Raw genomic sequence first — 13095 nt, forward strand, 5'->3', positions numbered from 1 at the left:
GACGCAGGCCGACAAACTTGCATCCGGAGCAGGCATGGCAGGTGGCGTGCAACGCTCGACGGGACGGCACGGCGACACGGCCCGCGGCGCTCAAAAACAAGCGCGCCCGCTTACACCGGCCGGTGCGGTGCTGGAGGCAGAGGGCCTCGGGTTCTGCGTCTTACAGCCGCGTGCGCTCGGAGGGCGGGAGATCCTGGTCGGAACGCAGGACCGCCAGCATGCTCATGAGCGTCACGCCCGCAGCAAGACCGACCAGGAAGGCGAGGGCAACAAGGGAAGGGTCGGATGTCCACATTCGGTTCTAACGCCGGGCATCTCCCCACGGTTTACCAGTGTTTACACTAATTTGTCATGCCCGCATTGCCAAAGGTAAACAGACGAGCGCAAGAGGGTCGGCGCGCCCCGGCACACACCTGCCACACCCCGTGGCTATAGTCGTTCGACATGCAGCAACGGATCGAAGTCGTTTTTGTCTCGCGGCGCAATTCGCTGCGCAGCGTGCTGGCCGAGGCCTGCCTCGCTCACCTGGATTCGAAGCGTTTCGCGGCGCGCTCGTGCGGGCAGCCCGGGCGGCTCGCGGCGGACGTGCACCCCGCCGCCGTCGAGGCGCTGGGCAGCGCCGGCATGGCCTTGCCGACATCGCCGCCGCGCGGCTGGGACCTGTTCGCGCGCGCGGGGTCGCCCCGGGTGGATTTCGTCATCACGCTCGATCCGGCGCTCGAACCGCTGCAGCCGCGCTGGCCCGGCCAGCCTGATGCGGCGCTGTGGCCTTATCCGGACGTGGCGGGCGCCAATACCGGCCCGGACGACGCCGCGCACGGCGCGATCCAGGTGCTGTATTCGCTGCGCCGGCGGCTCGAATTGCTGATCAACCTTCCGCTTCTGGGCGCCGACCGCAGCGCACTGCGCGCCGACATCCGCGACATGGCGCACATGCGCTGACGCGCAGCGTCAGGGGTCAGAGGTCAGGGAATGGCGAGCCGGAGCACGAAGGTCTTGGTGTGCGGGTCGGTGAGAAACACCTGCGCGACCTGCCATGCCTGTTCGTGCGCGTCGCGCCAGGCGGTCGCGTACTTGATGTCCAGGCGGGTCATGGGCGGCTCGTCGGGCTGCTCGAGCCGGCGCCAGAGCCGGTAGCAGTGCACGACCTGTCGGGGGGAGCCGAGCAGTTCCTCGAGTTTGATGCGGTAGGTGAACGCCGCCACCATCACGTCCCGCACCGTGACGTTGCGCCCCTCGACTTCGACGGTGTAGAGGTGTTCGGCGGTGTGCGTCTCATCCTTCATGCGGCGGCGGGGGAGGCAGGCAGGTCGGGCGGACGCGCGGAAAGGGAGAGACGGGTCACGGCCGCTCCATCCTAGACGGCGCGGCGCTTCGGTTCGAGTGCCGAAAGTCATGCCGGTGTTTACACATGAGGTCCCCTTTTCTCGCGCTGGGCGTGAAATTGTTATCAAAAGAAATTAAATGCTAATACCTAGGGACTATTTGCTCGGCTGGCGTCGGTAGTAGCCCTAGGATTCACTCCGTCATGAGCGCCACACAGCAACATCTTTTCGTCGAACTGCCCGACGGTTGGTCCAGCAAGATCGACATCCGCCAGACCGCAGCTGGCCGTTATGCGGGCGTCGCCGAACTCAGCTTGCGCGGGCTCAAGCGCGGCGTGGTCGTCTTCATGCAGCAGCCTTCGATGGACGCCGCGGTGGCGCGCGTGCGCCTGCGCGCCAGCCAGTTCGCCCGCGAGCGCCTGTCGCTCGCCGAAACCCGCACGGCCCTGCAGCCGGGCTGACCGGACGCATCGCCTGGCGGTTGAAGTTTTTCTATTCCAGCCATCGGGATTGCCAAACCCGCTGCGCCCGTCGGCGGGGCACCATCGGGTGCTACCGATGGAGTGCATGCCATGTTGAAAAACTTCAGGAAAGCCGCAGGCGCCGCCATTTCACTGGCCGGGTTCGTCGTGCTGGTGACCCAGCAACTCTGAACGCCCGTCCCTTCTTTGCGCACGGCGTCGCTCAGCGGCGGGGCGACAGCAGCGGCGACGTCGGCACCACCGGCGGCGGACGCTGCGGATGCACCGAGGTGCCGAAGGTGTTGCCCATGCGATGCCCGGTCGCCGCGCGATTGAACAACCCCAGCTGATTGCCCGGTCGCTGCGTGATCGCTTCCGAGGCGAGCCCGGGTGCCGTGTCGTCCGGCCCGCGCGCCGGCAGGGTGGGCGAGAGCTTGCGGGTCAGGCAGTCGTAGGCGGGCGTGCGCTCGCCGTTCACGACCACTTCGACGCAGCTGCTGTCGCGGTCGTCGGCCGACGATGGCTGCGCAGCCGCGCCGACGCAAGCCACGCCGAGCGCCACACCCCACAGCCACACACCGACGTGCATCGTCGCCCCCTGAAGAAAAGATGAAGGATCGCCGAGCGGATGCGGCAATCGACCGCGCAGTCTGGACTGCTTGCAAGACAGGAAGAAGACGGTTGTCGAAGGGCTGACTGTCGTTGTGGTGAAGGCCGTCGTGCCCCCACCCCGACCCTCCCCCGGGAGGGGAGGGAGAAATACAAACACAGCCGAGCGCAAGCCTTGAGGTCTTGCTCCTTCCCCTCCCGGGGGAAGGCTGGGATGGGGGCAAGCGGCCTCCGATGAAGCACCGCTTCGCGACCAAAAATAAACAAGGGCCTCCCACGCCGAGGCCCTTCTTCTTATCCGCGCGAAACCCACCGCGCCGGACCTCCTCCCGATTTCTTGATGAAGTTTTCGTGACAAACGGCAGTCGCCGCGCGCGCCGTGCGTCTAGGTATCGGTACGCAGCAGCGACATGAAGGCTCTCCACCATGAGCCGCTGCCACGCGAGCTTCATCCTTGAGAACCGAGCTGTAAATGCATGACATGAAGAACAACGCGCCGCCGACCTGCTGGAGAGCGGTGTGGCTGGCAGTGATGGCGATCGGTGCCCCGGCGGGCGCCTTCGCACAGGCACCTGCCGCTGTCTCCACGCCGGCGCCGGCCGCGGCCGCGGCCACCGAGCCGGCCCGCAAGGTCGACATCGCCGAATACATCGTGCGCGGCAACACCGTGCTCGACGCCCGCGCCATCGAAAACGCGGTCACGCCGTTCCTCGGCCCTGAGCGCACGCTGAAGGACGTGGAGGGCGCGCGCGACGCGCTGCTCGCGGCCTACCAGGCGGCGGGCTACCAGTCGGTGTACGTCGACCTGCCCGAGCAGCAGGTCACGCAGGGCGTGGTGTTCCTGCAGGTCAACGAGACCCGCGTGGGCCGCGTGCGCGTGGTGGGCGCCGAGTACAACTCGCCGCTCGACGTGCGCGACCAGGTGCCGGCGCTGAAGGAGGGCGGCGTGCCCAACTTCAACACCGCCCAGGCCGAGCTCACCGCGCTCAACCGCGGCCCCAAGCGCCAGGTGATGCCGCTGGTGCGCCCGGGCGCGATGCCGGGCACGATGGACGTCGACCTCAAGGTCGAAGACCAGAGTCCGTGGCGCGGCAGCGTCGGCCTCAACAACGACTACAGCGCCGACACGCGCAAGCTGCGCGCCAGCGCCTCGCTGGGCCACGACAACCTTTGGCAGATGGGCCACAGCGCCTCCATCAGTTTCTTCGGCGCGCCGCAGGACCTGAACCAGACGCAGGTGTTCTCGGCCTCGTACAACGCGCCGCTCAAGGGCACGAACTGGAGCCTCGAAGCCAACGCCTTCGTGTCCGACAGCAACGTGGCCACCGTCGGCGGCACCACCGTGCTGGGCAAGGGCCACTCGATCGGCCTGAAGGCGACCTACACGGTGCCGAACAGCGGCAACTGGTGGCATGCCTTCAGCGTGGGCATCGACTTCAAGAACAACAAGGAAGCGCTGACGCTCAAGGGCAGCGGCGACACCGTGCCGCTCAAGTACGCGCCGATCACGCTGTCGTACTCGGGCTTCCGCCAGACCGAGAAGAGCCAGTACGGCGTGGGCGTGTCGCTGGTGGCGGGCACGAGCAGCTCGTTCAAGTACGGCAGCGACTGGGAGGCCTTCGACTACAAGCGCTACAAGGCCTCGCCCAGCTTCATGGTGCTGAAGACCGACCTCAACGGCGCGCACAGCTTCGAGGGCGGCACGCAGGTGGCCTTCCGCGTCAATGCGCAGATGACCGATTCGCCGCTCGTGTCCAGCGAGCAGATCGCCGCGGGCGGCATGAACTCGGTGCGCGGCTATCTCTCGGCCGAAGCCACCGGCGACTACGGCGTGGTCGGCTCGGTCGAGCTGCGCAGCAAGCCGCTCACGTTTCTGGGCAGCACGGTCGAGAACTGGCGCGTGTACGCCTTCGCCGATGCGGCGCGGCTGCGCCTGAAGACGCCGTTGCCCGAACAGGCCGAGCGCTTCTCGCTGTATTCGGTGGGCGTGGGCACGACCTTCAAGGTCGGCACCTATTTCTCGGGCCGCGTCGACATCGGCTATCCGCTGGTCGACGGGCCGCGCACCAAGAAGCACGACCCGCAGGTGAATTTCAGCATCACCGCGAGCTACTGACGGCCTTTCCTCTTTCATTCGATTTTTTTCTCATTCCACGAGCTTTCCGGAGAACCCCTGTCATGCGACGACTTCTTTTCATCGCGCTCACGCTGTTGAGCACGCTCCTGCCGGGCCTGGCCCATGCCTGGTGGCAGGCCGAATGGGCCTACCGCAAACCCGTCACCATCGACGGCGGCCCGCAGGCCGGCGCCATCGGCAGCGATGCCGGCCGCGTGCCGGTGCTGGTGCGCCTGCACACGGGCAACTTCAAGTTCGAGGGCGTGAGCGAGACCGGCGCCGACCTGCGCTTTGTCGCGGGTGACGACAAGACCGTGCTCAACCACCAGATCGAGCAGTTCGATCCGCTGCTGGGCATGGCGCTGATCTGGGTCGACGTGCCCAACGTTTCGGCCGGCACGCCGCAAAAGCTCTGGATGTACTACGGCAACCCCAAGGCCCCGGCCTCGGGCAACGGCCAGCGCAGCTTCGACCCCGACTACACGCTGGTCTACCACTTCGCCGAAGGCGCGGTGCCGCCGCGCGACACCACCGCCTACGGCAACAACGGCCAGACCGCGGCGGTGCCCGTCGAAGGCACGGTCATCGGCAAGGGCGCGCAACTCGGCAGCGGCGCGCTGATGCTGCCCGCCACGCCGTCGCTGGCCGTGACGGCCGGTGGCACGCTGACCTTCTCCGCCTGGGTGAAGCCCGATTCGCTCGGCGCGCGCCAGGCGATCTATGCGCGCCGCGACGGCGCCGGCGAGCTCGTGGTCGGCATCGACCAGGGCGTGCCCTTCGTGCAGGTGAACGGCCAGCGCAGCACGCCGGGCCAGCCGATGCAGGCCGGCCAGTGGTCGCACCTTGCAGTGAAGGCCGAAGGCGACAGCGTCGCGCTGTATGTGGGTGGCCGTCCGGCCGTGTCGCTGGCGGCCAAGCTGCCCGCGCTGAACACCGCCGCCGCGATTGGCGCCGATGCACCGGCCGCAGCCGCTGCGTCGGGCACTGCGCCCGCCGAAGGCTTCGCCCCGTTCACCGGCGCGATCGATGAAGTGCGCCTGTCGAAGGTCGCACGCCCCGACGCGCTGCTGCTGGCCGATGCCGTGTCGCAAGGCGCCGAGTCGCGCTTGGCCGCTTTCGGTGCCGACGAACAGCAGGCGGGCAAGAGCCACTTCGGCTTCATCCTGGCCGCGATGCCGCTGGACGCGTGGATCGTGGTCGGCCTGCTGGGCCTGATGATGGTGCTGTCGTGGGCCATCATGATCGGCAAGGGCCGCAGCTTCGGCGCCACCTCGCGCGCCAACGCGACCTTCATCGAGCACTTCCGTGAAGGCGCCGGCGCGCCGCTGGACCGCATGGCCACGAACAACACGGTGCCGCAAGAGGTACGTGCCGACTCGTCGCTGTGGCGCCTGTACGAAGTGGCCATCGAAGAGATGCGCCGCCGCCACGACCGCGGCTACGACCTGAACGCCGTGTCGGCCTCCACCATCGGCGCCATCCGCGCCGCGATGGACGGCGTGATGGTGCGCGAGACCGAGCGCATGTCCAAGCGCATGAACTGGCTCTCGACCACCATCGAAGGCGCGCCGTACGTGGGCCTGTTCGGCACCGTGATCGGCATCATGCTGGTGTTCGTGGTGGCGGCCATGGCCGGCGCCGTGGACATCAACTCGGTCGCGCCCGGCATGGCCGCCGCGCTGCTGTGTACCGCTGCCGGCCTGGGCGTCGCGATCCCCGCGCTGTTCGGCTACAACTGGTTGGCCTCGCGCTCGGACGCCATTGGCGCCGACATGGCCGTGTTCGTCGACGAGTTCGTCACGCGCCTGGCCGAAGAGCAGGGCGAGGGCCGCTCGCTGCCGGTGGCCGTGCAGGCGCGCCGCGCCTGAGGACCGCGCACCATGGCAAACACAGCCGCGAAGTTCGCCGTGCGCAAGCGCACGGGCGGCATCAATATCACGCCCTTCGTCGACGTGCTGCTGGTGGTGCTGGTGATCTTCATCCTCACCAGCAACGCCAGCATCCCGGGCATCAAGGTCGACCTGCCGAAGGCCAGTGCCTCGGTGGCGCTTGAGAAGCCCAAGACCAAGGCCATCACGATCGACAACGCGGGCAACGTGTTCCTCGACGCGTATCCGGTCACGCTGCCCGAGCTCGAGGAGCGCCTGCGCACCGAGAAGGCGCTGTCGCCCGACTTTCCCGTGATCGTGCGCGGCGATGCCAGCGTGCAGTACGCGAAGGTGGTCGACGTGCTCGACCTGCTGCGCCGCATCGAGCTGAACCAGATCGGCCTCGTGACCGGCAAGCAGAAGTGAGGACCGCAGCGTGAACCCTCGCGACCCGATTTCTTCTTCTGCCTCGCCAGCGCCGCGTTCCCGCGGTGCAGGCGGCACGGCCGCGCTCTGGCGCCGCTGGGGCGGGATGGTCATCGGCGTGGCGGTCGTCGTGGCGCTGGCGCTGCTCGTGTGGCGGCTCCTGTCCGACACCGCGAGCCAGAAGCGCGTGGTGGCCGATGCGCCCACGCTGATGCTGCCGCCGCCCCCACCACCGCCGCCCGAACCCGAGAAGCTGCCCGAGCCCGAGCCGGAAAAGATCAAGCCCGAAGTGGTCGAGCCCGAGCCCAAACCGCTCGAGCCGCTCGAAGCACCGAAGGACGACGCACCGCCCAGCCCGTCGAAAGACCTGGGCGACCCGGTGACCATGGACAGCGCCGGCCAGGCCGGCAACGACGCCTTCGGCATCCAGGCCGGCAGCGGTGGCGGCATGAGCGGCACCGGCGGTGGCGGCGGCCTGGGCAGCGGCTCGTATGCGCGCTACGTGTCGAGCATGTTGCAGCAGGCGCTGTCGCGCGACCCGCGCACGCGCCAGCTGGTGTTCGACGACATCCAGATCGACCTGTGGCTCGGCGCCGACGGCAAGACCACGCGCGCCCAGCTGGTGCGTGGCACCGGCACCGAGGACATCGACGAGGCCGTGCTGGCGCTGCTGCGGGGGCTCGACCGCATCGAAGAACGTCCGCCGGCCTCGATGCGCTTTCCGATGCGCGTGTCCATGAAGGGACGCCGGCCGTGATCCGCATGCCTTTCCATTTCTCCGCGGCCGACGCCCGGCCGACCTCTTCCATCCAGTGAACGAAGCGATGAACACCCTCCACAACACCTTCCCGCGCCGGGGCGCGATGCCGGCCCTGCGCCAGTGCGCGCTCGCGGCGGCCGTGGCCTCCGCGTTCGTGCTGTCGGCCGGCACCGCCTTGGCCCAGACCGCCGCCGCACCCGCCGGCGAATCCGCCATGGTCAAGCTGATCCGCGGCCTCATTCAAAGCGGCACGCTCGCCAAGGACGTCGGCGAAGCGCTGCTGGCGCAGGCCCAGACCGAAGCCATCGCCGCGCAGCAGGCGCAGCGCCAGGCGGCCGTGTCGGCCACCGCGGCATCGGCCACGGTCGCAGGCGGCATGCGCCTCGAAGCGGGCGACGTGCGCGTGCCCTACATCTCGCAGACCGTGCGCGACCAGATCCGCGACGAGGTCAAGGCGCAGGTCATGGCGCAGGCCAAGGACGAAGGCTGGGCCGCGCCCAACGAGACGCCCGAGTGGAGCAAGCGCATCCGCTTCGAAGGCGACGTGCGCGTGCGCAACGAATCGCGCAGCTACGCCGGCAACAACAGCGACATCGAGATCAACTGGCCCTCGCTCAACCAGGGCAGCGGCTACGACGTCAACCCGAACACCAACCTGTCGCTGCCGTCGATCCTGAACACCCGCCAGGACCGCCGCAACCTGTTCCGCGCCCGCGCACGCGTGGGCCTGCTGGCCGACCTGTCGGAGAACACCAAGGCCGGCGTGCGCCTGGCCTCGGGCAGCGACGAAAGTCCCGTCTCGACCACCACCACGCTGGGCGGCGGCCTGGGCAAGAAGAGCGTATGGCTCGACCAGATGTGGATCTCGCACAAGCCGACCGACTGGCTCACCGTGACCGGCGGTCGCTTCGGCAACCCCTTCATGTCGACCGACCTGCTGTATTCGAGCGACCTGAACTTCGACGGCATTGCCGCGCAGTTCGACAAGAAGTTGTCGGCGAACCGCGACCTCTCGCTGTTCGGCACACTGGGCCTCATTCCGCTCGAGTACTCGGCCGACGGCTCGCCCACGCGCAGCCAGCGCAAGATGAAGAGCGAGAACAAGTGGCTGCTCGGCGCGCAGGTGGGCGCCGACTGGAAGATCAACGAAGACAACCGCGTGCGCGGCGCGCTGGCGTACTACAACTTCCGCAACATCAGCGGCCAGGTCTCCGAGCCTTGCGCGCTGTACGCGGGCGCCGACGGCTGCAGCACCGACTGGTCGCGCCCGGCCTTCATGCAGAAGGGCAACACGCTCATGCTGCTGCGCGACATCTCGCTGGACCCGCTCAACCCGGCCGGCACGCCGCAGCCGCAGTACGTGGGCCTGGCCTCGAAGTTCCGCCTGATCGACCTGAACCTGCGCTGGGACACCCAAGTGGCCGGCAACAACCTGCGCCTGGACGCCAACTTCGTGCGCAACTCCGCCTACGACGCCAACAGCATCTGGGCCCGCGGCGGCATTCGCGGCGCCATCGTGAACAACTTCGGCCCGACCGGCGGCACCACCCAGTCCGACTTCAAGAGCGGCGGCAACGCCTACATGGTGCAGGCCACCTACGGCAAGCCGGCACCGGCCGCGCGCGGCGACTGGAACGTGCTCGCGGGCTACAAGCGCATCGAGCCCGACGCCATGCCCGACGGCTACAACGACTCGAGCTTCCACGGCGGCGGCACCAACGCGCGCGGCTACTTCCTGGGCGGCTCGTACGCGATCGACAAGAACATGTGGTTCACCGGCCGCTGGATCTCGACCAAGGAGGTCTACGGCCCGCCGCTGTCGATCGACACCTTGCAGCTTGAATTCAATGCGCGTTTCTAAGCCGAAGAAGGAGTTCGCCGTGTCCAGAACGATCTTCCCCGCGCTGGCCCTGGCCGCACTGGCCGCTACGGCCGGCGTGGCGCAGGCCCAGCAGGCGCAAGGCGCGAGCATGGAGGAGCGGCTGCGCGCGCAGCTGCGCACCACCACCACGCAGTTGCAGCAGGCGCAGAACGAGCTGGCCGCGCTCAAGGCCGGCCAGCCCGCGGGCAAGGCGCCCGCGGCACCCGGCGCGGCACCGGCTGCGTCCGAACTCGAGACGCTGAAGAAGGAACTGGCCGCCAGCCAGGCCCAGCTCGCGTCCGAGCGCCATGCACGCGGGCAGGCCAGTGCCGGCAACGCGCAGCTGCGCGAGCAAGCCCAGGCCGCGAGCGAGAAGGCGGGCGCGCAGATCGCGCAATACCGCGGCGCCTACGACGAGCTGCTGAAGATGGCGCGCGCCTCCGAAGCCGAGCGCCAGCGCTTGGCCGGCGAGGCCGCGCTGCAGCGCACCGCGCTCACGCAGTGCGAGGCCAAGAACACGCAGCTGTACGCCGTCGGGCAGGAAGTGCTGCGCGCCTACGAAACCATGGACGTGGGCAGCGTGCTCGCCTCGCGCCAGCCCTTCGCGGCGCAAAGCCGCGTCAAGTACGAACAGATCGCGCAGCAGTACGGCGACAAGCTCTACGAGAGCCGCTTCGACGTGCGCGCCGTGAGCGCGCCGGCACCGGCGGCCGCTGCTGCCGCGTCTGCACCCACCACGCAAGGAAAGCCGCAATGACCCACCCACAAGCAACCCCCGCAGCCGTGATCGGCCGGCGCTTGCGCGCCGCCGCCGGCGTGCTGCTCGTCTCGTCGGTCGGCGTGGCCGCCGCGCAGCAACCCGTTGCGCCCGGCCCCGCCGTGGTCGCGCGCATCGGCGAAGTGACCATCGGCCAGGAAGAGATCGAGAAGCTGCTGCAGACCCTGCCCGAGGCCGAGCGTGCTGCCGTGAAGGCCGACCGCGCGAGCCTCGACGGCTGGCTGCGCCAGCGCCTCGTGAGCGAAGCGCTGCTGCGCGACGCCCGCGCCAAAGGCTGGGCCGACCGGCCCGACGTGAAGGCGAAGATCGACGCCGCCACGCGTGAGATCACTGCGCGCATCGTCGCCACCAGCTACCTCGAGTCCGTGAGCCAGGTGCCCGCGGGCTTTCCGTCGGACGCCGAGGTGAAGGCCGCCTACGACCAGGGCAAGACCGGCTTCAACCTGCCGGCCGCCTACCGCGTCGCGCAGATCTACCTGGCCACGCCCGACCGCGACCCGGCTGCCATTGCCAAGGTGCGCGACGAAGCGAATCGCCTGGCGAAGCAGGCCCGCAGCGGCGACTTCGCTGCCGTGGCGCGCGCCAGCTCGCAGGACCGCCGCAGTGCTGAACGCGGCGGCGAGGTCGACACGCTGCCGCTCGCGCGCATCCTCCCCGAACTGCGCGACACCGTGGCCAAGCTCAAGCAGGGTCAGGTCAGCGAGCCGGTGCAGGCCGAGGCCGGTTTTCACATCGTCAAGGTGCTCGACACCCAGCCCGCGCGCACCGCCACGCTCGAGGAGATGAAGCCCCAACTGCAGGCCGCGTTGCGCCAGCAGCGGCAACAGCAGCTGGTGCAGGCCTACATGGCCCAGCTGGCGCCGCCGGCGCAAGTGAGCATCGACAGCGCCGCGCTCGACGCCGCGCTCAAGAAGACCAACTGAACCATTTCCCCTTTTTCCTGAAAGAAGAACCACACATGAACACCAACGTCACGACCCCGGAAGCCAACGACCAAGCCGCCGCACCAGTCGCATTCGAGATGCTCGACGCCGTCACGCCCGACCAGGTGTCGGACGCCATCAAGGCCGCCGGCGGCGCCGTCACCGCCATCGAGCAAGACGGCGTGGTGCGCCTGCACAGCGCCAGCCACGGCATCGGCTTCCAGGTGCTGTGGGGCAACGCCGTCACCACCACCCAGTACACCGACTTCACCCTGAGCTGCCCGCTGCGCGTGCAGGGCGGCACGCTGCCCGAGGCCGTGCTCGCCGCATGGCACCGCAGCAAGCGCTTTGCGCGCGTGGCACAGCACGGCGACTTCGTCGTGCTGGAGATGGACGTCGTCGTGGCCGGCGGCGTCAGCCCCGCCTACCTGGCCTTCGCCGTGCGCCTGTGGATGCAGATGATGGGCGAGTTCTTCCTGCACCTGCGCAACTACGGCCCCGCCGCCGAGACGCGCGGCGATGCGGCCAACGGCGAAGTTGCCGCTGCTGCCGCCGTCCAGGGTGTGCCCGCCGCCGCGTGATGCTGCCCATGCGCGCCGCACCCGGCCTGTCGATGGACGACCACCACAGCCATCCCTCGCACGACTCGCCCACGGGCCGCGCCATCCAGGCCGCGGCACGCCAGGCCCAACGTGCGCGCCGCGCCGAGACCGTGCGGCTGCGCCAACGCGCCGCGCTGCTCGAACTGCTGGTGCAGACCATGGCGGAGCTGCACATCTCGATGGCCGAACTCAATGCGGCGCGCAAGGCGTTAATGCCTGCTTGGCGGCATGTGGGGGAAGAGGGGGCTTCGCTGGATCGTGATCTGGGGCGTTGACGGCGTGGCGATAGCGGCGGGGAACGGGTAGGGCAGAATCGCCCGCCCCACGCTCCCGAAAGGCCGCACCCGTGACGATGCCCACCCGCTCCGCGCAGATCGCCCAGACCACGCCCACGGGCGCCGCCATCGCAGAGACGGTGGCGCAGGCCTACGACCTTGGCGAGGTCCGGTCGTGCGAGCTGCTGCGGCGCAGCTTCAATCACGTCTACGGCCTGGAGTTTGTCGACGGCCGCCGCGCCGTCGCGCGCCTGAGCGCCGACCGTCCACGCGGCGCACCCAACGTCGGCTACGAGACAGCGTTGCTCGCACATCTGAAGGCCAAGGGCGTGCCGGTGGCCGGCGCGCTGACTGCACGCGACGGCGCACATGCCGTTGCCATGGCCTTGCCTGAAGGCGAGCGTCCGCTGATCCTGTTCGAGCATCTCGATGGCGACATCCCCGGCGACGTGCTGCCCGACGTCGAAGCCACCGGCCGCGGTCTGGCGCTGTTGCACGACGCCGCGCAGGACTACCACGGCCCCGCCAGCCGCTACGCCCTGGAGCTGCCCGACCTGCTGCACGCGTCGCTGGAGCGCTTGCACGCCGCGCCCACCATGACCGACGCGCTGCGCCCGGAGTTCACCGCCATCGCGCGCACGCTCGAAGCCCGCATCACCGCGATGCCGGTCCTGACGCGTGTCCACGGGCACGGCGATTGCCACGGCATGAACAACTTTGTGACGGAAGGCCCGGACGGAACGCGCGTCGCCTCGTTCTTCGACTTCGACGATGCGGGCCCGGGCTGGCTGGCCTACGACCTGTGCGTGTACCTGTGGGCCATGCATCCGCGCACCGCCGACGGAACGCTCGACGCGACGTCGCTGGCGCGTTGGCGCAGCTACCTGGCGGGCTACCGCAGCGCGGGCCCGTTGCCTTCGGCGGACGTCGATGCCATTGCTGCCTTCCTCGCCGTGCGGCAGTTCTGGCTCATGGGCGAACACGCCGGCCGCATCGCGGTGTGGGGCACGCAGTCGATGCCGACGAGTTGGTTGCGCACGCAGGTGAAGATGCTGACGGAGTGGGTGGAGTTGCAGACGCCGGAGTGAGGA

Annotated in this window: 15 protein-coding genes; 12 read left to right on the plus strand and 3 right to left on the minus strand. The window is 69.0% G+C overall.

Going from position 1 to position 13095, the window contains the following annotated elements; translation table 11 throughout:
* Nucleotides 1-160: 160 nt before the first annotated feature.
* Complete coding sequence (locus tag GFK26_RS34495; protein ID WP_265590107.1) at nt 161-295, minus strand: hypothetical protein; 135 nt, start codon at nt 293-295, stop codon at nt 161-163.
* A gap of 149 nt (nt 296-444) precedes the next feature.
* Here GFK26_RS34495 and GFK26_RS19790 point away from each other — a divergent pair, with 149 nt between their 5' ends.
* Nucleotides 445-942 (plus strand): low molecular weight phosphatase family protein, encoded by a 498-nt coding sequence (locus GFK26_RS19790; RefSeq protein ID WP_153283471.1) that lies wholly within the window; start codon nt 445-447, stop codon nt 940-942.
* A gap of 23 nt (nt 943-965) precedes the next feature.
* Here GFK26_RS19790 and GFK26_RS19795 read toward each other — a convergent pair whose 3' ends face one another.
* Nucleotides 966-1286, minus strand: coding sequence for a hypothetical protein (locus tag GFK26_RS19795; RefSeq protein WP_153283472.1), 321 nt, complete (start codon nt 1284-1286; stop codon nt 966-968).
* A gap of 242 nt (nt 1287-1528) precedes the next feature.
* Here GFK26_RS19795 and GFK26_RS19800 point away from each other — a divergent pair, with 242 nt between their 5' ends.
* A complete protein-coding gene (locus tag GFK26_RS19800; RefSeq protein ID WP_153283473.1) occupies nt 1529-1786 on the plus strand; it encodes a hypothetical protein in 258 nt (85 codons plus the stop codon).
* Between the two features lie 223 nt (nt 1787-2009).
* Here GFK26_RS19800 and GFK26_RS19805 read toward each other — a convergent pair whose 3' ends face one another.
* Nucleotides 2010-2375 carry a hypothetical protein gene (locus GFK26_RS19805; RefSeq protein ID WP_153283474.1) on the minus strand — a complete coding sequence of 122 codons (366 nt, stop codon included), beginning with the start codon at nt 2373-2375 and terminating at the stop codon, nt 2010-2012.
* A gap of 501 nt (nt 2376-2876) precedes the next feature.
* Between GFK26_RS19805 and GFK26_RS19810 the strand changes: the two genes are divergently transcribed.
* From GFK26_RS19810 to GFK26_RS19855, 10 genes are all read left to right on the plus strand, one after another.
* Nucleotides 2877-4511 (plus strand): ShlB/FhaC/HecB family hemolysin secretion/activation protein, encoded by a 1635-nt coding sequence (locus GFK26_RS19810; RefSeq protein ID WP_228121708.1) that lies wholly within the window; start codon nt 2877-2879, stop codon nt 4509-4511.
* Between the two features lie 62 nt (nt 4512-4573).
* Nucleotides 4574-6379 carry a DUF2341 domain-containing protein gene (locus GFK26_RS19815; RefSeq protein ID WP_153283476.1) on the plus strand — a complete coding sequence of 602 codons (1806 nt, stop codon included), beginning with the start codon at nt 4574-4576 and terminating at the stop codon, nt 6377-6379.
* A 12-nt stretch (nt 6380-6391) separates the two neighbouring features.
* Nucleotides 6392-6805, plus strand: coding sequence for an ExbD/TolR family protein (locus GFK26_RS19820; protein ID WP_062474100.1), 414 nt, complete (start codon nt 6392-6394; stop codon nt 6803-6805).
* A gap of 10 nt (nt 6806-6815) precedes the next feature.
* Nucleotides 6816-7562 (plus strand): hypothetical protein, encoded by a 747-nt coding sequence (locus GFK26_RS19825; RefSeq protein ID WP_228121709.1) that lies wholly within the window; start codon nt 6816-6818, stop codon nt 7560-7562.
* Nucleotides 7563-7629: 67 nt separating this feature from the next.
* The gene (locus tag GFK26_RS19830) at nt 7630-9426 is read left to right on the plus strand and encodes a putative porin (RefSeq protein ID WP_153283477.1); all 1797 of its coding nucleotides are present in this window, start codon (nt 7630-7632) and stop codon (nt 9424-9426) included.
* A gap of 19 nt (nt 9427-9445) precedes the next feature.
* The gene (locus tag GFK26_RS19835; RefSeq protein WP_228121710.1) at nt 9446-10183 is read left to right on the plus strand and encodes a hypothetical protein; all 738 of its coding nucleotides are present in this window, start codon (nt 9446-9448) and stop codon (nt 10181-10183) included.
* Nucleotides 10180-11127, plus strand: a complete 948-nt coding sequence (locus GFK26_RS19840) for a peptidylprolyl isomerase (RefSeq protein ID WP_153283479.1) — start codon at nt 10180-10182, stop codon at nt 11125-11127. Before GFK26_RS19835 ends, GFK26_RS19840 begins: the two co-directional genes overlap by 4 nt.
* 35 nt (nt 11128-11162) lie before the next feature.
* Entirely contained in the window at nt 11163-11708 is a 546-nt protein-coding gene (locus GFK26_RS19845) for a YbjN domain-containing protein (protein ID WP_153283480.1), read from the plus strand.
* Entirely contained in the window at nt 11708-12004 is a 297-nt protein-coding gene (locus GFK26_RS19850) for a hypothetical protein (RefSeq protein ID WP_153283481.1), read from the plus strand. Before GFK26_RS19845 ends, GFK26_RS19850 begins: the two co-directional genes overlap by 1 nt.
* 77 nt (nt 12005-12081) lie before the next feature.
* On the plus strand, nt 12082-13092 hold the full coding sequence (locus GFK26_RS19855; protein ID WP_153286031.1) for a phosphotransferase enzyme family protein: 1011 nt from the start codon (nt 12082-12084) through the stop codon (nt 13090-13092).
* Nucleotides 13093-13095: the final 3 nt, after the last annotated feature.

Source organism: Variovorax paradoxus (assembly GCF_009498455.1).
Taxonomy (GTDB): domain Bacteria; phylum Pseudomonadota; class Gammaproteobacteria; order Burkholderiales; family Burkholderiaceae_C; genus Variovorax; species Variovorax paradoxus_H.

What these genes read in the sequence shown, in the direction of transcription:
- GFK26_RS19850 (WP_153283481.1), top strand. Translation starts at nt 11,708, where the DNA reads ATGCTGCCCATGCGCGCCGCACCCGGCCTGTCGATGGACGACCACCAC.
- GFK26_RS19845 (WP_153283480.1), top strand. Translation starts at nt 11,163, where the DNA reads ATGAACACCAACGTCACGACCCCGGAAGCCAACGACCAAGCCGCCGCA.
- GFK26_RS19805 (WP_153283474.1), bottom strand. Translation starts at nt 2,375, where the DNA reads ATGCACGTCGGTGTGTGGCTGTGGGGTGTGGCGCTCGGCGTGGCTTGC.
- GFK26_RS34495 (WP_265590107.1), bottom strand. Translation starts at nt 295, where the DNA reads ATGTGGACATCCGACCCTTCCCTTGTTGCCCTCGCCTTCCTGGTCGGT.
- GFK26_RS19810 (WP_228121708.1), top strand. Translation starts at nt 2,877, where the DNA reads ATGAAGAACAACGCGCCGCCGACCTGCTGGAGAGCGGTGTGGCTGGCA.
- GFK26_RS19820 (WP_062474100.1), top strand. Translation starts at nt 6,392, where the DNA reads ATGGCAAACACAGCCGCGAAGTTCGCCGTGCGCAAGCGCACGGGCGGC.
- GFK26_RS19800 (WP_153283473.1), top strand. Translation starts at nt 1,529, where the DNA reads ATGAGCGCCACACAGCAACATCTTTTCGTCGAACTGCCCGACGGTTGG.
- GFK26_RS19830 (WP_153283477.1), top strand. Translation starts at nt 7,630, where the DNA reads ATGAACACCCTCCACAACACCTTCCCGCGCCGGGGCGCGATGCCGGCC.
- GFK26_RS19815 (WP_153283476.1), top strand. Translation starts at nt 4,574, where the DNA reads ATGCGACGACTTCTTTTCATCGCGCTCACGCTGTTGAGCACGCTCCTG.
- GFK26_RS19790 (WP_153283471.1), top strand. Translation starts at nt 445, where the DNA reads ATGCAGCAACGGATCGAAGTCGTTTTTGTCTCGCGGCGCAATTCGCTG.
- GFK26_RS19795 (WP_153283472.1), bottom strand. Translation starts at nt 1,286, where the DNA reads ATGAAGGATGAGACGCACACCGCCGAACACCTCTACACCGTCGAAGTC.
- GFK26_RS19840 (WP_153283479.1), top strand. Translation starts at nt 10,180, where the DNA reads ATGACCCACCCACAAGCAACCCCCGCAGCCGTGATCGGCCGGCGCTTG.
- GFK26_RS19855 (WP_153286031.1), top strand. Translation starts at nt 12,082, where the DNA reads ATGCCCACCCGCTCCGCGCAGATCGCCCAGACCACGCCCACGGGCGCC.